This is a genomic window from Natronomonas halophila (assembly GCF_013391085.1).
Classification (GTDB): domain Archaea; phylum Halobacteriota; class Halobacteria; order Halobacteriales; family Haloarculaceae; genus Natronomonas; species Natronomonas halophila.
This window is the reverse complement of sequence record NZ_CP058334.1, coordinates 1298070-1316349: the sequence shown is the minus strand read 5'-3', so window position 1 is coordinate 1316349 and position 18280 is coordinate 1298070. Positions and strand designations below refer to the sequence as shown.

20 protein-coding genes and 2 tRNA genes are annotated in these 18280 nt (G+C 62.9%); 13 read left to right on the top strand and 9 right to left on the bottom strand.

Annotated elements, in window-relative coordinates; translation table 11 throughout:
- Positions 1-5 precede the first annotated feature (5 nt).
- Complete coding sequence (locus HWV23_RS07240) at positions 6-959, bottom strand: AAA family ATPase (protein ID WP_178289748.1); 954 nt, start codon at positions 957-959, stop codon at positions 6-8.
- 128 nt (positions 960-1087) lie between these two features.
- Between HWV23_RS07240 and HWV23_RS07235 the strand changes: the two genes are divergently transcribed.
- The 3 genes from HWV23_RS07235 to HWV23_RS07225 are packed head-to-tail and all read left to right on the top strand — an operon-like array spanning position 1088 to position 3630.
- Positions 1088-1957 carry a GAF domain-containing protein gene (locus HWV23_RS07235; protein ID WP_178289747.1) on the top strand — a complete coding sequence of 290 codons (870 nt, stop codon included), beginning with the start codon at positions 1088-1090 and terminating at the stop codon, positions 1955-1957.
- Positions 1954-2601, top strand: a complete 648-nt coding sequence (locus HWV23_RS07230; RefSeq protein ID WP_178289746.1) for a DUF7504 family protein — start codon at positions 1954-1956, stop codon at positions 2599-2601. Before HWV23_RS07235 ends, HWV23_RS07230 begins: the two co-directional genes overlap by 4 nt.
- 45 nt (positions 2602-2646) lie before the next feature.
- Positions 2647-3630, top strand: a complete 984-nt coding sequence (locus HWV23_RS07225; RefSeq protein ID WP_178289745.1) for a nucleoside recognition protein — start codon at positions 2647-2649, stop codon at positions 3628-3630.
- A 197-nt stretch (positions 3631-3827) separates the two neighbouring features.
- Here the strand turns inward: HWV23_RS07225 and HWV23_RS07220 are convergent, their stop codons facing one another.
- Entirely contained in the window at positions 3828-4685 is an 858-nt protein-coding gene (locus HWV23_RS07220) for a hypothetical protein (protein ID WP_178289744.1), read from the bottom strand.
- A 57-nt stretch (positions 4686-4742) separates the two neighbouring features.
- On the bottom strand, positions 4743-5147 hold the full coding sequence (locus HWV23_RS07215) for a hypothetical protein (protein WP_178289743.1): 405 nt from the start codon (positions 5145-5147) through the stop codon (positions 4743-4745).
- A gap of 192 nt (positions 5148-5339) precedes the next feature.
- On the opposite strand from HWV23_RS07215, the gene HWV23_RS07210 reads away from it, so the two are divergent.
- The 3 genes from HWV23_RS07210 (at position 5340) to HWV23_RS07200 (ending at position 7954) form a co-directional block, all read left to right on the top strand.
- Complete coding sequence (locus HWV23_RS07210) at positions 5340-6422, top strand: THUMP domain-containing class I SAM-dependent RNA methyltransferase (protein ID WP_178289742.1); 1083 nt, start codon at positions 5340-5342, stop codon at positions 6420-6422.
- A gap of 199 nt (positions 6423-6621) precedes the next feature.
- Positions 6622-6831 (top strand): hypothetical protein, encoded by a 210-nt coding sequence (locus tag HWV23_RS07205; RefSeq protein ID WP_178289741.1) that lies wholly within the window; start codon positions 6622-6624, stop codon positions 6829-6831.
- Positions 6832-6892: 61 nt separating this feature from the next.
- Positions 6893-7954 (top strand): molybdopterin-dependent oxidoreductase, encoded by a 1062-nt coding sequence (locus HWV23_RS07200; RefSeq protein ID WP_178289740.1) that lies wholly within the window; start codon positions 6893-6895, stop codon positions 7952-7954.
- A gap of 6 nt (positions 7955-7960) precedes the next feature.
- On the opposite strand, the gene HWV23_RS07195 is transcribed toward HWV23_RS07200, so the two are convergent.
- Together HWV23_RS07195 and HWV23_RS07190 are read right to left on the bottom strand one after the other, a co-directional pair.
- Positions 7961-8377, bottom strand: coding sequence for an RNA-binding domain-containing protein (locus tag HWV23_RS07195; RefSeq protein ID WP_178289739.1), 417 nt, complete (start codon positions 8375-8377; stop codon positions 7961-7963).
- Entirely contained in the window at positions 8374-8913 is a 540-nt protein-coding gene (locus HWV23_RS07190; RefSeq protein WP_178289738.1) for an AAA family ATPase, read from the bottom strand. Before HWV23_RS07190 ends, HWV23_RS07195 begins: the two co-directional genes overlap by 4 nt.
- Before the next feature lie 84 nt (positions 8914-8997).
- On the opposite strand from HWV23_RS07190, the gene HWV23_RS07185 reads away from it, so the two are divergent.
- The 3 genes from HWV23_RS07185 (at position 8998) to HWV23_RS07175 (ending at position 12131) form a co-directional block, all read left to right on the top strand.
- Positions 8998-9375, top strand: coding sequence for a YccF domain-containing protein (locus tag HWV23_RS07185; protein WP_178289737.1), 378 nt, complete (start codon positions 8998-9000; stop codon positions 9373-9375).
- A 41-nt stretch (positions 9376-9416) separates the two neighbouring features.
- Positions 9417-9520, top strand: a tRNA-Arg gene (locus tag HWV23_RS07180).
- Between the two features lie 376 nt (positions 9521-9896).
- On the top strand, positions 9897-12131 hold the full coding sequence (locus HWV23_RS07175) for an LVIVD repeat-containing protein (RefSeq protein WP_178289736.1): 2235 nt from the start codon (positions 9897-9899) through the stop codon (positions 12129-12131).
- A 42-nt stretch (positions 12132-12173) separates the two neighbouring features.
- Here HWV23_RS07175 and HWV23_RS07170 read toward each other — a convergent pair whose 3' ends face one another.
- Positions 12174-13265, bottom strand: coding sequence for an aminopeptidase (locus tag HWV23_RS07170; protein WP_178289735.1), 1092 nt, complete (start codon positions 13263-13265; stop codon positions 12174-12176).
- 84 nt (positions 13266-13349) lie between these two features.
- Between HWV23_RS07170 and HWV23_RS07165 the strand changes: the two genes are divergently transcribed.
- Both HWV23_RS07165 and HWV23_RS07160 read left to right on the top strand, forming a co-directional pair.
- Positions 13350-13649, top strand: a complete 300-nt coding sequence (locus HWV23_RS07165) for a DUF7562 family protein (protein WP_178289734.1) — start codon at positions 13350-13352, stop codon at positions 13647-13649.
- A gap of 67 nt (positions 13650-13716) precedes the next feature.
- The gene (locus HWV23_RS07160) at positions 13717-15021 is read left to right on the top strand and encodes a ribonuclease catalytic domain-containing protein (protein ID WP_178289733.1); all 1305 of its coding nucleotides are present in this window, start codon (positions 13717-13719) and stop codon (positions 15019-15021) included.
- 20 nt (positions 15022-15041) lie between these two features.
- Here the strand turns inward: HWV23_RS07160 and HWV23_RS07155 are convergent, their stop codons facing one another.
- The 3 genes from HWV23_RS07155 to HWV23_RS07145 all read right to left on the bottom strand — a co-directional run bounded on the left by HWV23_RS07155 (position 15042) and on the right by HWV23_RS07145 (position 16188).
- Positions 15042-15488: a pyridoxamine 5'-phosphate oxidase family protein gene (locus HWV23_RS07155; protein WP_178289732.1), complete on the bottom strand. Its 447-nt coding sequence runs from the start codon at positions 15486-15488 to the stop codon at positions 15042-15044.
- 53 nt (positions 15489-15541) lie between these two features.
- Entirely contained in the window at positions 15542-15961 is a 420-nt protein-coding gene (locus HWV23_RS07150) for a group I intron-associated PD-(D/E)XK endonuclease (protein WP_178289731.1), read from the bottom strand.
- Between the two features lie 154 nt (positions 15962-16115).
- Positions 16116-16188, bottom strand: a tRNA-Asp gene (locus tag HWV23_RS07145).
- A gap of 299 nt (positions 16189-16487) precedes the next feature.
- Between HWV23_RS07145 and HWV23_RS07140 the strand changes: the two genes are divergently transcribed.
- Together HWV23_RS07140 and HWV23_RS07135 are read left to right on the top strand one after the other, a co-directional pair.
- A complete protein-coding gene (locus HWV23_RS07140) occupies positions 16488-16718 on the top strand; it encodes a DNA-directed RNA polymerase subunit H (RefSeq protein ID WP_178289730.1) in 231 nt (76 codons plus the stop codon).
- On the top strand, positions 16715-18280 hold the full coding sequence (locus tag HWV23_RS07135) for a DNA-directed RNA polymerase subunit B'' (protein WP_178289729.1): 1566 nt from the start codon (positions 16715-16717) through the stop codon (positions 18278-18280). The genes HWV23_RS07140 and HWV23_RS07135 overlap by 4 nt, the downstream gene beginning before the upstream one ends.

Genomic DNA, 18280 nt, shown 5'->3' with positions numbered 1-18280 from the left:
TCTCGCTATCGCTGAACCGTCGGCGCGGGAACCGACTCGAAGACGGACTCGATGACGTCGGCCGGGTCGGTCGCGCCGACGCGGGCTTCCGGCGTGAGGACGAGCCGATGGGAGAGGGTGGGAACGGCGACGCGCTCGATATCGGCGGGGATGACGTACGCGCGGCCCTCGATGGTCGCGTGGGCACGGGCGAGTTCGAAAAGCCGCTGGAGGCCGCGGGGTGAGACGCCCACCTCGACGGCCTCGTGGCGCCGGGTGCGCTGGACGAGTTCGGTCATGTAGCCGCGGAGGTCCGAATCGACCGAGACCGTCTCGGGGACGGCCTGTAACTCCCGGACGGCATCGGGCGAGAGTACCTTCCAGGCGGAGGGCGTGCTCGTCTCGCGTTCGGCCCGGCGGTCGAGCAACTCCCGTTCGCGGTCGGGTTCGGGGTAGCCGATGGAGGATTTCAGCCAGAAGCGGTCCCGCTGGGCCTCCGGTAGCGGGAAGGTGCCCTCCTGTTCGACGGGATTCATCGTCGCCAGCACGATGAAGGGGTCCGGCAGGTGGTGGGTGGTCCCGTCGACGGTGACCTGCTCTTCGGACATCGCTTCGAGCAGGGCGGCCTGTGTCTTCGGCGGCGCGCGGTTGATTTCGTCGGCCAGCACGACGTTCGCGAAGACCGGCCCCTCGCGGAACTCGAAGGAACTGTCCCGTTCGTTGTAGACGTACGAACCGGTCACGTCCGCCGGCAGGAGGTCGGGGGTGAACTGCACTCGCGAGAACTCCAGACCGAGCGCGGTCGCCAGCGACTGTGCGGTCAGCGTCTTGCCGGTGCCGGGGACGTCCTCCAGCAGGACGTGGCCGCCGGCGACGACGCCGGTGACGAGTGTTTCGAGGAACGACTCCCGCGTGATGACGGCGCCCGAGACCGATTCGAGGACCGATTCGGCGGTCTCGGCCGCCTCCGAAACGTCCATGCGGCACTCGTGTTGGCGCCCCCCCATAGCGGTGTCGGCGGTTCCTGCCGGCCCTTTTCGGGTCGGAGACCCACTATTAGCCGTGAAACCTCCGTCAGGCTTTTCGTGGCAACCTCCAAGCGAGGTATATGAAGATTCTCTGTGCCGACCCGTCTCCCGGCGACAGGACCGCCGTTCGGGAGGCTCTGGGGGATGCCGGATATACGGTTCGGGAGGCGGAGTCCCTCGCGGAAGCGAGCGACACGCTCGACTCGTGGGGGCCGGTCGATTGTCTCGTCACCGAACACGAACTGCCCGACGGCACGGGGCTGGAACTCGTCGAGCACGCACGGAATACGTCGCCGGATGCGGCCTGTGCGCTCTATACTGACGCGTCGTTCGCCGAAATCGATACCGAGGCGTTCGGCGATGTCGTCGTCGAATACCTCCCCAAGGAGGCGGGCCCGGATGGTGTCGTGGATTTCGTCGAGTTCAGCGCCGTCAGTCGAACTCAGACGGCCTATCCCTTGCCCGACGACGAGCAGGCGCGAATCGAGGCCCTCGAACCGTACGCGAAGAACCCGGGCGCATTCAGCGACTCCGTCGACCGACTGACCGAAATCGCGACCGAACTGTTCGACCTCGAAGCGGCGGCGGTCGGCCTCGTCGATGCCCACGAGGAGCAGTTCGTCGCCTGTCGCGGTCGGTCGTTCGGCCGAATCGACCGCGAAGAGACCATCTGTACGTACGCGCTGCTCGACCACGACGTGACGGTCATCGAGGACGTGCAGGCGGACCCCAGGTTCGAGGGGAACGAGGGGCTCATCGAGGCTGACATCGGTTTCTACGCCAGCGCGCCGCTCGTCACCAGCGAGGGCCACGCCATCGGCACCTTCTGTCTGTACGATTCCGAACCGCGGTCCTTCTCCGAGCGGAACCGCGAACTGCTCTCGACGCTGGCCGACGAAGCCATCGCCGGCATGGAACTCCAGCAGCAGGCCCGAGGTGAGACCGCATGAGCGACGACTACGTCTTTCCGGACCTCCCGCTGCCGGATATCGCTCCCGGGACGAGTCTGCTGGTGGCGGGGCCGACACACGGCGGCGTCCGCGACCTCGCCAGCCGGATGATTCGCAGTCCAAACGGCGAGGGCGCCATCGTCGTGACGACGAACAAAAGCGCCGAGCGACTGGTCCGGGATTACCGGGACTCCGGGGCCGACGTCGGCCCGGATACACTCTCCATCGTCGACTGTACGGACGGCAGCGGCGATGTCGCGGAGGCGCGGGTGCTGTCGGTCTCCGGCCCCGAGGACCTCACTGGTATCGGCATCCGGTTTTCGGACGCCTACCGGAAGTTCGCCAGCGAGGATATCAAGCGGGTCCGAACCGGCGTCTTCTCGCTGTCGACGCTGCTTTCCTTCAGCGACCTGCAGACCGCCTCGCGGTTCGTCCACACGCTGGCGGGTCGCATCGGCAAGACCGGCGGCATCGGCCTGTTCCTCATCGACCCCGGAATGCACGACGACCGCACCATCAGCACCGCCAGCCAGTTCTGCGACGGCCGCATCGAGGTCCGGGAGGGCGCCGACAGCGCCGAACTCCGGACCCGAGGCATCCCGGACGACTCCGACTACTGGCGGGCCTTCGACACCCACGACTGACCGGAAGGGAAACCGTTTCCCTGCCGGCGGCCCTTCCTTCCGCCGATGGACCCGTCGCTCGGGAGCCTGCTCGTCGGCGAGGTGCTACCCCGTATTCTGGGTATCGCCCTCGCCATCGCGGGCGGTGTCGCCTTCGCCAACATTCTCGTCGCCTTCGGCGCCATCCAGTACATCGCGGCGCTCTCCAAGCCGCTGACGCGGCCGGCGAACCTGCCCGACGAGGTGGGCAGCGCCATCCTGACGACGGCGGCCTCCACGACGGCGGGCTACGGGATGCTCGCCGAATACCGCGATTCGGGGCTGCTCGACGACCGGGCGACGCTCGTCGCTGTCACCATCAACACCTTCTTCGGCTTCGTCCAGCACATCTTCACCTTCTACGCGCCGGTGCTCATCCCGATTCTCGGACTCCGGGTCGGCCTGCTGTACGTCGGCGTCCGTGCAGGCGTCTCGCTGGCGATTACCATCACGGGCGTCCTCGCGGGTGCGGTGTTGCTCTCCGACCGGAACGTGAATCCCGACACGGTGGTCGAATCCGACCCCGAGGCCCGCCCCGACGGCGGCGACGCGGAGACTGCCGAAGAGAAGATTCGCGAGGCCGTCCGGTCGGCCCTCGAAAAGACGTGGGAGATTCTGCCCCGACTTGCGGTCGTCTACACGCTCGTCGTCGTGGCGACGACCTACTACGACATCCAGTCGATGACTGGTGGGGCAGCCGACCCCCTGCAGAGCCTGACGGGCCTGCCCGCCGCCGCGGTGCCCGTCATCGTCGTCTACGCCTTCGATACGACCAGTGGCGCACTGACGATTGCACCGCTCATCGAGGACGGCATCTTCACCGCCCGGACCGCGGTCGCGACGATGCTCGTCGGCGGTATCGTCTCCTTTACCGTCTCAACGTTCAAGCGGTCGATTCCCTTCCAGTTCGGTATCTGGGGCGCCGAGTTCGGTGGGAAGGTGGTCGTGGTCAACACCGCGCTGAAGATTCTCTGGATTGCGATCGCGCTGGTGCTGTTGTTGGCAGTGTAGGGCGATTTTGATGGTGGACGATAATCGAATCTTCAGAATCCTCTGATAAACACGGGGCTTTCGGGGATGTGTATTCGGCATCTATCGTGCCACTAGTCCGCTCCGTCATGCGATTCCCGTGAATATCGAGAACATAGACGATTAGAAGTGATATACTGAGTCAATAATCAAGTGACGCCTGGAGATTCAAGAAGATATTACGAAGCTAATACAACTATTACGAAGCCAGTTGTCCAGAGTAATTTTCCAAGTTCGAAAATCCCATCAATGATATTCCAATCTTCTCTTGATTTCAAGTATTCTATGTGAATCTGTAAACCATATGCAATGAGGCCTGCGGGAATAGCGAAGATTAGCAGAATGCCGATTGCTTGACCAAGTGTAAGTCCAGTCGCTACCGCACGAAGACCGTCGACAATCCAGATTACGCTCATCTCTTTTGTAAAACTGCCTACGAATGAGGGAATGGAGTATGGGAATCTCCACTCTGTTACTGAATATCCCCATTGTTGGAGCCTATCGAAGACAGTAATGAAAATAAAATGGCAGAGAATTCCCCAGAGCCAGTATCGATATTTCAACTGGAGCTGATTTCCCGTTGAATGTTCTAAATCCTCTATTTCATAATCTTGTTCTGTCTGAAATCTTGGCTGTTTGGCTTCCGCGGGTGATGTGAGTAGATTGCGAATCCGATTCCATGTTCTGACTGCATATATTCCAGCAACCGCGAATAAAGCGATTCCTGTGAAGAGTTTAAAGTGTCCAAAAACTGTCTCAAACCAGTCGGGGATCGGAAAGTCAAATATTAAGATAGGCACGGCCCCTCCTATGAATAGAAATCCTATAGGAAGTGTTACAATAACTATCGAGCTTATGAAAGCAGACAAATCATTTCCGAGTTTGTATATATTTTTCTTGCTCCAACGTGCTACCCGTAGTGGGCCCTCTGGCATCCGTTTGATTGCACTGTAGAACAAGTGTATCCGTTCTCTTGTAGTATCTATACGATTGTTGATGTCTTCATCAACTCGCTCTCTGACACCCCTATCCGCCATTTGTATTTCGGTGGAATACCACCGATAAAAACCTTCGCTGCCTCACCTTATCCCTGATTAGCCCCAAGAGAATATCGATTCGAGGGCGCTTAGCGCATCTGAGACTGCATTAGAAAGTTTGCTTCTGTGCTTTCGGTGGAGTTCTTTCCGATGTCCAAAAGCGCGGTGAATCTCTATTTCAGCCTCCTTCTTCAGCATTTGTAGACGAACTCTTTCTGCCTGGGTTAGTGCTTCTCTGTCGGCGTTCTCTTCGTCCATTATGAATGCTCGCATAGGGCCTTGGAGGGCGCTCTCGTCGTCTGGAAATAACATCTCAAATATTTTAGCGTCAGCCTGCATCCCGTACTCTTGATTATAGAGGTAATCAATGTCACAATCCTTCAATCTCTCGTAGTCATAGATCTCTCTCACCCGCTCGGCTAACCAGTCGATCTCTTCTTTGTTTGGTGTCTCCTCATACATGGAGCAACAATCAACTGCCAGTAAAATGAACCCTACGTGGCGATGTGCCACTCGTCGCACCACTCACAAAACTTCTCAAGGTGTTGTGAGATGTTTTGGATGGTTTTCTCCGCTAACTCTGGCTCTCGTTCCCTACGGTCGCTCCGACCCTCGCCACGCTACCCTTTTCCTCCCACCAACACAAGCGAGCGTGTGCATCTTCTGGCAACGACGAACGGCGGACTGGAGTCGGTGACGGCCGGCGAACTCGACGAACTCGCCGGCGCCGACGCCGAGCGCCACCACCGCGGCGTCGTGGAGTTCGAGGCCGACCGGGAGGCGGTCTACGACCTCCACTACCGCTCGCGGACCTGCCACCGATTCATGGAGGTGCTGGTCGACGCCTCCATCGACGACCTCGAAGACGTCTACGACCGCACCCGCGAAATCGACGTCGCCACCCACCTCCCCTTCGAGGACTTCGGCGTCGTCAGCACGCGCCACGGCCACCACGAGTTCACGAGTATGGACGTTAGCGAACGGGTCGGGCAGGCGGTCATCGACGAGTATCGGGAGGCGACCGGCGAGCGCCTGCCGGTCGACCTCGACGACCCGACGGTTCGACTGGAGGCGTATCTCTACGACGACCGATTCACGCTCGCGGTGGATTTGACTGGCGAATCGCTTCACAAACGTCCGTATCGCGTCTGTGAGCACGAGTCGCCGATTCGGCCGACGATGGCCTACTCGATGCTTCGCATTGCCGGCTATTCGGCAGACGATAGCCTCATCGACCCGATGGCCGGGTCGGGGACCATCCCCATCGAGGCCGCGCTGGCGGCGACCGCCCGGCCGCCGTGTCCCGACCACGACCCGGCTTTCGGCGTCCTCCCGCGATACGACGCCGAGGCGTTCGCTGAGCGTCGAGACGCCCACGAACTCCGAGTATCGACGCTAGATATCGAGGCCCGCGACCGGCGCGAGGAGTGGCTCGATTGTGCCCGAAAGAATCGGGATGCCGCCGGGCTGGGGGACGAAATCGCCGTCGTCGAGGCCGACGCCCGCGAGGCGACGCTGGATGCCGATTGTGTCGTCACGAACCTCCCGTTCGGCGTCCGCGTCGACGAGGATTTGCGGAACCTCTACGAGGCCTTCGCCGACCGACTGGTGGAGGGGCCGGTCGACCGCGCCGTTGCGCTCACGACGAAACCGGAATTCCTGCCGCTGGAACCGGTCGAACGCTACGACATCCCCTATGGCCGCCTCGACGCCGCTATCGTGGTCTACGAACCATGAGTTGAGTTACCACGATCGGTGGACATCCGTCAGCAACGATTGCCACTCGTCGGTAGGTTTATGAACAACCGTGTACTATCACGAAAGTACATGCGAGACAATCGCCGCACACGAGGTTCGCTTCTTGCCGTCGTAGGTGTACATCCCTGATTCTCCCCGGCCGACCGCACCGACGACGACCACACGACCCACCGAACCAATGAGCACCGAACCTTCCACGACGTACGACTCGCAGTTGACCGACGCCCGCACGACCGAAATCAGCGCCCGCGGTACCGACCCCTGGGCGACCGAGGAGACCAACGAGGCCGCCGACCTTACCGCGGCCGACGCCCCCCAGCAGTTCGACCCGCTCTCGCTCGCGCGGATGCGGAACCTCATGGACGACGACAACGCCTACTGCCGCTAACTCGGTTTCTCGCTTTCCCGCCAGCCGAACTTATTAGCGACTGCAACGCCAATTCTCGGCAATGGCCCGGCCCGCGTGGTTGACCGCGCCCAACCCCCGCGTTCTCGACTGGTCGCTCCTGCTCGGCGTCGGCTTCGTGCTCGCGACGGGCATCGTGAGCCTGTTTTCCGGCCGCCCCTCGCGGGCATGGGTGTTTCTCACCCACGGCCTCGGCGGCCTCGTGCTGGCGGGCCTCGTCGGCCTAAAACTCCGGCGCGTTCGCCACCGCGTGGCCGGCGCCCGCCAAAGCGCCGTTATCGCCCTCTCGGTACTTCTCGCCGTCGTCACGCTCGCCGCCCTGACCTCCGGCGTCGCGTGGGTTTTCGGCGCCTCGCTGGATTTGGGGCCATGGGGCCTGCTGAACCTGCATATCGGCCTCGGATTGGTCGTCGCAGCCCTACTCGTCGTCCATCTCCGCTCGCGGTTTCGCCTGCCCAGTCGGTCGGACTTCGAGGGCCGACGGACCGCGCTCCGCTACACCGCCCTCGTCGTCGCGGGGGCGGCGACCTACCGGGCGCAGACGGCGGTCAACAGCGCCCTCGAAACCGCCGGCTCGGAGCGCCGCTTTACCGGCTCCCGGGAGGAAGGCAGCGACGACGGCAACGGCTTCCCGGTCACGAGTTGGGTCGCCGACGACCCCGGACCTGTCGACCGCACAGAGTGGTCACTGTCCGTTGACGGCGCCGTCGCCGACCCGCTGGAGTTCGACTACGAGGAACTCGGCGGCGACGAACGCCGAGCCGTCCTCGATTGTACCAGCGGCTGGTACTCCGAACACGACTGGCAGGGCGTGTCGGTCGCCTCGCTGCTTGATGCGGCCAACCCCGACGCTGAGGCCCGCTGGGTTTCCTTCCGGTCGGTCACCGGCTACCGCTGGAGCCTCCCCATCGAAGAGGCCCGGGATGCCCTGCTCGCGACCCATGTCGACGGCGACCGGCTGACCCACGGCCACGGTTTTCCGGTCCGACTGGTCGCGCCCGGGCGCCGCGGCTTCCAGTGGGTGAAATGGGTCGAAGAAGTCCGAATCAAGCGGCGTCGGGACCACAGCGAGCGCGTCGCGATTTTCGTCAGCGGCGTCCGCTAACTCGGGCTATCGACGCTCGGAATCGACCGGCCGGCCCTCTTCGGTCGGCGGCGCGATGTGGTCGATGAACGTCTCGGCGTCGGGGTCGGTCACCGACACGCGGACGTGGATGTCGCCCAACTCGCTGCCGTTGCCGACGGCGAAGTTGATGACGTCGCGGAAGGCCGCCTGCTTTTTCAGGTCGAAACTGAACGTCTCGTTTTCGAGGTTCGCGAAGAACTGCCCGCGGGCGGTGTCGAGAATCGCCTGCTCGTGGAGACGCTCCGAGAAATGGTCCATCGTATGGCAGGTCGCCATCAGTTCGCCCGGATGCGATTCGATGTCGGCCTCCGGGAAGAGGTTGCGGATGGCGTCGGCCACCCGGTCGCTTACCTCGGTGTCCTTTACCGGCGCGGTAATCTGGATGTCGACGCTGTAAATCATTGGTCGAGTAGCTCCCGGGCCTGCTCGCGGAACTCCTCGAGCGTGCCCGTATTGTCGATTGTCACGTCGGCGCGTGCGAGCGCCTCGTCGAGGCCGAAACTCAACTCGCGTTCGTCGCGGGCTTCGAGGCTCTCGCCGTCCTCGCCGACCTTGTCGCGGCCGCGGTCGGTGACCCGCTCTCTCCGCACTTCGAACGGCGCTTCGATGCTCACCAGCGTGAAATCGTCGCCGAACCGCTCCTCGAAGACATCGACCTCGACGCCCGACCGGATGCCGTCGACCAGTACCGTATCGTCGTCTTCCAGTGCCGCTTCGATGTGCGGCAGCGACTCCTCGGCGATGGCGGCGGGACCGTTCTCCTGCCGCAACTTCTGGGCGATTTCGCCGTGGTGTTCGGCGGGGTCCAGCCCGCGTTCGCGACACTCCGAGCGGATGACGTCGCCCATCGTGACCACGGGGACGCCCAGCTCCTCGGCGACGTTCGCGAACTCGCCTTTGCCGCTGCCGGCCAGCCCGACGGTTCCGATGACCTGCATTCGTACGTCGGTAGTCCGAGCGGCCGTTTAACCGCTTTGCTCGGCGGCCGCCAGTCTCATCCCCGCCGCGACGCTATCGAAGCTATGGCCCAACGCTCCCTCCTCACACGCGCGCTGTGGTTCGTCTTCGTCGGCTGGTGGCTGACGCCGATTCTGGTCAACGCGGCGTGGCTGCTCGGCCTTACTGTCGTCCTCCTGCCGGTTTCGGTCAAACTCATCAACCTCGTGCCGACCGCACTGACGCTGAAATCGCCCGAATCGACCATCGGCCCCGAAGCCGGCCGCGGCCAGCATAATCTGCTCGTTCGTGCCCTCTACTTCGTCTTCGTCGGCTGGTGGGCCAGTTTCATCTGGGCGAACGTCGCCAACGTCCTCGCGATTACCGTCGTCGGCCTGCCCGTGGCCATCTGGATGCTGCATCGGCTGCCGTTCGTGCTGTCGCTGTACCGCTACGACGGCTAACCCGTATCGCTTTTGAGGATACCGTCCTTTTTCGCATCCGAGGGCGCGTAGCTCAGTCCGGATAGAGCGTCGGACTTCTATCCGCGCCGGGACTCCGGCGTGGGGAGACATCCGACGGTCGTGGGTTCAAATCCCATCGCGCCCGTTCACACCCACTTTTTACTCCTCGGGTGTCCTCGCGCGCCTCCGGCGCGCTGCGGGCACTACTCGTCGCAAAAACTTGGGGAAAAACTCTGCCGGACGCTCCCTTCGCTCACGGGTCGCTTCGCTCCCCGTTCGCGTTTCCGAGACGCTCCTTGCAGTCGCGTCTCGCTCCGCTCGCGTCCGGAGAAACGCCTCGCTATCGCTCGGCGTCTGCTTGCTGTCGGGGGAGGTGATGCCTGCTCTGTGACGGATGTTTATTCCACGAATATCCATCTCTGTCCCCTATTGTACGGTCTCGCGCGTGTTTCGGGCCGACCTTTGGACGGGTTTGCCAGAAGCCTTCAAAGGGAGTACAGGGATGGTTGGGACAGAGAGTCATGCTTCCCAAACCCAACATCGACATCGGCGAAAAGACCCGGCGTGCCGTCCTGAAAGCAGCAGGCGCGGCCCTCGGCGTAGCGTCCATCGGGACGGCAGCGGGCCATCCCGGCTCCCTCACGGGCGAGAACAACAAGTTCTACGGCGGCACCGAGGGCTATCTCGGTAACAACGTCGCAGAAACCTCGTCCGACAACGTCAGCCTCGTCGGCTACCACAGCGGCGGCGGTGTCGGACCCGCGAGCTATTCGGGCCAGCCGGAGAACGCCCACCGGGGCGCCTTCTCGGAGTTCCGCATCCACGACGACCTCGCGTTCGCGAGCGTCTTCTCCGCCCGCGGGGAGGACTCCCAGCGCGGGGTCGCCATCTTCGATATCAGCGATTTCACCCGCGCGGAAGGGGCCGAAGAACTCGACAGCGCCGAACTCTCGCTGCTGTCCTTCGTCCGCAACGACAACACTCAGGCCGCCTGCATGGACGTGAAGGTCAGCGACGACGGGAACTACATCTTCGTCTGCAAGCAGGCCGTCACGGCGCTGTTCGGCGAGGCGCAGGGTGCCGAACCGAACACGGACAACCACGGTAACAGCGCGGGTGCCGCGTCGCTCGTCGCAGTCGACGTTTCGGACCCCGGCAATCCCGAGGTGACCGACGAGGAATCCCTGAGCCACTGGTCGGTCGGGCCGCACAACGGCTGGTACCACCAGATCGGCGGCGAGGAGTACTTCTTCACCGTCCACGGCACCTCCGGCGCGGCGAGCAAGGTCAACACGTTCCAGTTCGACCGCGCGAGCGGCCAACTCCAGCAGGTCAACGCCTGGTCGTGGGACACCAACCTCTCGCAGGGCTCCTACGGCGCCGACAGCAACCAGTGGTATCACCACGACATCAACGTTCAGGAGGACCCTCGATACGGCGTGCCGCTGGCGTACCTCCACTGCTGGGACGCCGGCCTGCGCATCTTCGACGTCTCCGACCCGCTGAACGTTCAGGAAGTCGGCGTCTTCGAACAGTACGGCGCTCACCACGCCGTGCCCGCGCCCGCGCTGATTGAAATCGACGGCGAGGAAAGGCGCGTCGCAGTTACCGGCCACGAGAACCCCGATTCGAGCTACCACGCACACATCGACGGCCACGAGACGGGTCGGTACAACCTCGTGGACTGTGACCCACTGGACGACGCACTGGACCCCGAATCCGACGTCGAGAAGGTCTACCTCGGCTGTGCGACATCCGTCCGAGAGGGCCCCGCCGAACAGCTCTCGCGCGCTCCCTACCAGATGTACGACGCGCCGGACGACCCGACGGTGAAGACGCTCCGCGACGAGTCGGAACTCGACTACTGGGCCCTCATCGAGGACGGTCAGGGTTGGGGACAGGCGCCCGGCTTCGACGATGAGGCGGGCCGGGCCGAACAAGGCAAAGACCCCGGAGCGTTTCAGGAGAACGGCTTCTCCGACTTCCGCGTCTCGACCCACAACATCGACATGGACACCGACGGCCGCCTCTACGCCGGCCACTACCACGCCGGCGCCCGGTTCTTCGAGACGGCCGACGGCACCATCGACCCGGCCGGCTACTTCCGCGAGGGCAAGGAGATTCCCACCGACCGCGCGATGGCCTACGACACGCCCGAACAGTCGCCCGTTTCCATCGACGGCCTGACCGCCTCGACGCCGTTCTTCTGGAACGCCGTCGAGCGCAACGGCGTCGTCTTCGCGGGCGGCATCAACTCCGGCCCGCATGTGATGCATAAAGAGGGCGCGGCCGTCGGCAATGACACGCCGGTCGACGTCGATATCGAACGTGAACACGACGCCTCGGTCGTGACGGCCGGCCAGACCCACCGCGTGACCATCCGCGCCGACGCCGACGAGGACGTCGTGGTTCGTGACGCCGTCCCCGCGACATGGACCGTCTACGAGAAGTACACCCCGAGCAACGTCGAGATTACCGAAATCGAGGGCTACCGAAATCTCGTCGAAGTCGAACTCACGGAGAACGATGGCGTCCTCGAAGGCACCTACGTCGTCGAAGCGCCCGATGGGACCGCACCCGAAAACTCCGGCAGCTACACCTTCGGACCGGTCGAGTATGCCCGCTCCGACGGAAACGGCAACGCCCTCGTCGACAGCAAGTTCGGCGGCGGCAACTCGACGACCAACCGCCTCTGGCGGAAGGAAAACGGCGCGGTCACGTCCATCAACGTCGTCGGTATCGACACGGCGCTCTAAGGCCCGACGTTCCTTTTAAGAGAACCGCCTGCGATTCCGCGCTTATTCCTCGAAGTCGTCTTCGAAACGGAACGCACCGTCACGCTGGACGATGTCGCCGTCGACTTCGATGAAGGAGTCCTCGCTCATGTCGACGATCATGTCCAGATGGACGGCCGACTGGTTGGCCTCGCGGTCCTCGCCGACGCACTCGTCGTAGGCGCGGCCGATGGCCATGTGGACGGTATCGCCCATCTTCTCGTCGAAGAGCATGTTGTAGGTGAACTGGTCGATGTCACGGTTCATGCCGATCCCGAGTTCGCCGAGACGGCGCGCGCCCTCGTCGGTATCGAGCACCTCGGTCAGCAGGTTCTCGTTTTGGTCGGCGCTGTGTTCGACGACTTCGCCGTCCTCGAAGACGAGGTGGGCGCCCGTAATCTCGCGACCCTGATGGTAGAGGGGCTTGTCGAAGAGGACTTCGCCCTCGACGCTGTCGGGGACGGGCGCGGTGAAGACCTCGCCGCCGGGGAGGTTCTTCTCGGCGTAGTCGTTGATGGTCGTCATGCCGTCGACGGACATCGTCACGTCGGTCGTGTCGCCGCTTTTGATGCGGACCTCACTGGCGGGGTCGAGGATATCGACCATCTGGGCCTGATGCTCTCGCTGGGCGTCCCAGTCCTTGTTGACGGCGTCGTAGACGAAGTTCTCGTAGCCCTCGGTGCTCATGCCCGCGAGTTGGGCGTGGCTCTGCGTCGGGAACTGAGTGAGACACCAGCGCTTCGAGAGGGCTTCCTCCTGGACGGGCCGGCGGGCCTTCGTGTGGGCGGCCTGCGTTTCGGGCGGGACGTCGCTCTGTTCGGTCGCGTTACCCTCGCCGCGAACGCGAATCAGGACGTCGGTTTCCTCGTAGAGGGCCTTCGCGTGGGTCGGCGTCTCGATCTCGTCGTCGTCGACGGCCTGTAGGTAGGCGCGACCGGCGCGGGCGTTGCTGGCGAGATGGATGGGCGTCGCGCCCCGGTCGCCGACGACTTCGTGGAGGGCGACCGCGAGGTCCTCGGCCGAAGGCGGCGTGCTGATGACGACGTTGTCCCCCTGTTCGACCCCGGTGGAGTGGTCGACGATGATTTCTGCGTGTTCACGGATTCGCGGGTCCATATCCGAGTGTTGTTATGCACCCCTATATGTCTTCGACTCTCCGACTGAGATAATGCTAAGTGCCGGCCCGTGTTACGCCCAGTCATGTGGCAACGGGGAAGCCGGACCGAGGTGACCTGTATCGCCTGCGGCGAGAGCGTCCCCCGGTCGAAGGCCCGCGAGTACGACAAACACGGCGACCGCTGGGACCGGGAGGACAAGGAGTTCGAACACCTCTGTAAACCCTGTTACCGGACGCTGTGCCACCAGCCCCGCAAAGGTCTGGAATCGCTGCTGTCGGAGTCCGGCGCTGGCGACGTTCCCCGATCGGAGTTCCTCCGACGATACAGCGAAGCGGTCGACGGCGCGGCCGACGGCGAGAGCGAACGCGGCCCCGAACAGTAGCCCAGTCCCGTCTCGAACGTGGCTGTCGCACACAACTCCTAACTACTCCTCGCTACTACCTGTCGGTATGACTGACACCGACGAACAGGCGCATGCCGGCACTGCGGAGGGGCAAGGCCCCGTCGTCATCGACGAGGAACTCGCCCGGCACCTCGAAAACAAGCGGGAGGAACTCTTCGAGGAGTTCGACATCCGCGACGAATTCCCCCGTGAAGTACTCAACGAGGCCGAAGAGGTCGCCAGCGACCCCGAAGGCGACATCGAGACGGAACTCGAAGAGCGCAAGGACCTCCGGGACCTGACGACGTGGACGACCGACCCCGCCGACGCCCAGGACTTCGACGACGCCATCTCCATCGAACGCACCGAGGAGGGCTACCGGCTGTGGGTCCACATCGCCGACGTCACCCACTACGTCAATCCCGAGACCAAGATGTGGGAGGAAGCCCAGAAGCGCGGCAACACGGTCTACCTGCCGGGCTACACGATGCACATGCTGCCGCCCATCCTCGCCGAGACGGTTTGCTCGCTCGTTCCCAACGAGGACCGACTGGCCCACACCGTCGAGATGCACATCAACGGCGAGACACTCTCCCACGAGTCCATCGACATTTATAAATCGGTCATCCACTCGGACGCCCGCCAGACCTACAACGACTGCGAGGACCGACTGGACGACCCCGACGCGCCGCTTCACAAGGAGAACAAACTCGCCTACGAACTCGCCGAGAAACTCCACGAACAGCGGAAAGAGGACGGGTCGCTCGTGCTCAACCCCAAGCGGGACCGCGCCCACACCATCATCGAGGAGTGCATGCTGAAGGCGAACAAGGCCGTCACCCACACGCTCCAGTGGGACCGCGGCCTCGAAGCCATGTTCCGCGTCCACCCCCAGCCGACCCCCGAGGAGTGGGACGAGGCCCTCCAGGAGATTCAGGACCTCGACGGCGTCTCGATTCCGGGCAGCGCGTGGGACGACCCCCGGAAGGCCGTCAACGCCACGCTCGAAGAGGCACCCGGTCGCCAACTCAACAAGATTCAGTGGGCCGTGATGAAGGTCATGCCCCGGGCGAAGTACATGTCCGACCCCTTCGGCGGCCACCACGCCCTGAACTTCGAGATTTACGGCCACTTCACCTCCCCCATCCGCCGACTCTCGGACCTCGTCAACCACTGGATCATCTACACCAACGAGGTGCCCGAGGGTATCGCGGACCTCTGTGACCACGCCAGCGACAAGCAGAAGGACGGCGAAACCTGCGAGCGGATTTATAAAGACTTCCTCGAAGAGGTCGGCCTCGACGCCCACGCCATCAACAACCGCGGCCTCGAAGTCGTCGAGGACCCCGAGGAAGCCGACCACACGGCCTGACTAGACATCGGCCATCTGGCTTAGACGTCGGCCATCCGGTCGGAGAAATCCCACGTGTAGAGCCGTTCTGGCTGGATTCGGAGCCGCACTTCCTTTCGGCCCTCCACGAGCAGTTTGTCGGCCAACGAGTTGTCCGTCCCGCCCAGATACCGCTCGAACAACTCTTGGAGGAGTTCCTTCTCTGGGTCCGGTTCGATGCTCACGGTTCCCGCCCCGCGGACCCCCCGGTACGGCGGGTCGTTGTCCGATACCTCGAACGCAATCGAGCCGTTGGCTTCGAGATACTCGACGATATCGGCGCTGGCGCCCGTCGCACAGAGGAACTCGCCGTCCCGATAGGCGTACCACAGCGAGAGCATCCACAGTCCGCCGTTCGGCCGATTGCACGCGAGCCGAATCGGCACTGTTGCGTCTTCCAGATACGCCGTCGCCTCGGCGGCCGACCACGCCCCGTTCCACGTTGGCATAGTCAGTATCCGTACTCCCGGTTGTAAGTAGTTCGTGCTCAGGACAGGCGTTCTTATTCCGGGGGAACGCTATCGCCGAGTTCGTAGTCGACTGCCCAGTTGATTGATGGGTGATCGATTTCGGCGTCGAACCGAAGTTCCATCTTCTGGTCGGTGGCATCGGCGACGTCGATCCAGTAGAGCTGTTCCGTTTCGGGATAGCGGACGACAAAGGCGTCTATCTCCCCATGATACGTTTCCTCGGAATACTCGCCCTGATTCGTCGTCTGGCTATGGGTGTTGAACCGAATCGTTTCCTGCTTGTTTCGCCAGGCAGTCTTGCATTGGAGCCGGTATAGCTGGCTGTCGATATCCGCAATCAGGTCGTACTTGTCGTTGTCACCGAATGGAACCGAAACGCTGTAACCTCGTGTAATCAGTTCGTGGATGACTTTGGACTCGGTTTCATCACCCCGGCGTTTGCTGTTCTTCATCCTGCGTCGCCTTGCTTCTGGATATCGGATAGGTTTGAGGAGGTTGCGGCTATACTGGGTTGCTGTTTCAGCATCCACTAACCCACGACGTCTGCCGGAGGAATACCTGTGCTCCGGCTGCACGGGTCTCTATCGAAGTAACGTTCGGAGAAAGCGCCCGAGGCGGGATTTGAACCCGCGTCACAACCGTGACAGGGTTGTATGATGGGCCACTACACCACCCGGGCTCCCTGCACTCACTCGTAACCGGGTTTGAACCTTAAGGCTTTCCAATGGATGGCGCCCCGGTGTGCGCTCACACACCACCGTCCGGCGATTCTGTGCATCCGGCGCGTTCGGGGGTCGAAAAAAGTCGAGGTTTTTTGCTATCCGGTCTCCAAGGGGTGATAACGACCCGTCGGTGCTCGCCCGGTCGAGGGCCGACACGCATAGCGGCTGCCGTCGGATTTGGTAACTGTTAAATCCCTCGCGACAGTAGCACGCTGTAGTATCTCGTGACAGCTTCTTCACCCGGCCAGCCCAACACATGGTAGACGTAAGCCAACACAATCTGGTTCCGGAGCACACGGTCCTCGAGGAAGACGAAGTCGAGGAGGTGCTCGCGGAGTACGACATCGACCGCACAGACCTGCCGAAAATCGAGCGTCGTGACCCTGCCCTGCCGAGCGAGGCAGAGGTCGGCGACGTGCTCAAAATCGTCCGCGATTCGCGGACGGCACCGAACGAAGCCGTCGTTTATCGACTGGTGGTAGAATGAATAGGCAAGACCGACGTTCGATTTCCCGGGAGTACTTCTCGCGGGACCGACTCGCAGAGCACCACTTCCGCTCGTTCAACAACTTCCTCGACCGGGGGATGCAGGACGTTGTTGACGAGAAGGAAAGCATCGACACCGACATCGGCGACAAGGAAGGCCAAGAGCCGGTCCGCGTCGACCTCGGGAACGTCCGCATCGTGACCCCGCGCGTCCGCGAGGCCGACGGCTCCGAAGAACTCCTCTATCCGCAGGAAGCCCGCCTGCGTAACATCACCTACTCGGCGCCGGTGTTCATGGAGATGAGCATCATCCGCGGCGGCGACGAGGAGGAAGAACACATCGTCGACCAGTCCGAGACGAAGGTCGGCCGGATGCCGATTATGGTCGGCTCCAACAAGTGTAACATCGCCGATTTCACCGACGAGGAACTCATCGAAATCGGTGAGGACCCCGCCGACCCCGGTGGTTACTTCATCGTCAACGGCTCCGAGCGCGTCCTGATGACGAGCGAGGACCTCGCGCCGAACAAGATTCTCGCCGAATACGACACCAAATACGGCGACCAGATTCAGATTGCCAAGACGTTCTCCCAGCGCCGTGGCTACCGCGCGCTGGTTCTCTGTGAGCGGAACCGCAGCGGGATTCTGGAGGTCTCCTTCCCGTCGGTCTCCGGCTCTATCAACTTCGTGACCCTCGTGCGGGCGCTCGGCTTGGAATCCGACGAGGAAATCGTTCACCGCGTCTCCGACGACCCGGAGATCGTGAAGTTCATGCTCGAAAACCTGGAGGAAGCGGAGGTCCAGTCGACCGCCGAGGCCATCGAGAAACTGGGCCAGCGCGTCGCCTCCGGGCAGGGCAAGAACTACCAGCTCAAGCGGGCCAACTACGTCATCGACCGCTATCTCCTCCCGCACCTCCACGAGGAGGGCGTCGAGGACGAGGAAGTCCGCATGAACAAGGCGGTCTACCTCTGTCGGATGGCCGAGGCGTGTTTCGAGCTGGCGCTCGAACGCCGCGAATCCGACGACAAGGACCACTACGCCAACAAGCGCCTGAAGGTTTCGGGCGACCTGATGAAGGACCTCTTCCGGACGGCGCTGAACAAGCTGGCACGCGACGTGAAGTACCAGCTCGAACGCGCCAACATGCGGAACCGACAGCTGTCGGTCAACACCGTCGTTCGGTCGGACGTCCTGACCGAGCGGCTCGAACACCCCATCGCGACCGGGAACTGGGTGGGTGGCCGCTCCGGCGTGAGCCAGCTGGTCGACCGGACGGACTACATGGGTGTGCTGTCCCACCTCCGTCGCCTTCGGTCGCCGCTTTCCCGCTCGCAGCCGCACTTCGAAGCGCGTGACCTGCACGCGACCCAGTGGGGTCGTATCTGCCCCTCCGAGACGCCGGAGGGTCCGAACTGTGGGCTGGTGAAGAACTTCGCACAGGCGATGGAACTGTCCCAGAACGTCGACGACGAGCGCGGGTTGAAACGCGAACTCGCCTCGATGGGCGTCGAGGGCATTCCGGGAATCGAGACGGTCGAAACACACACGGCAGACGACTAA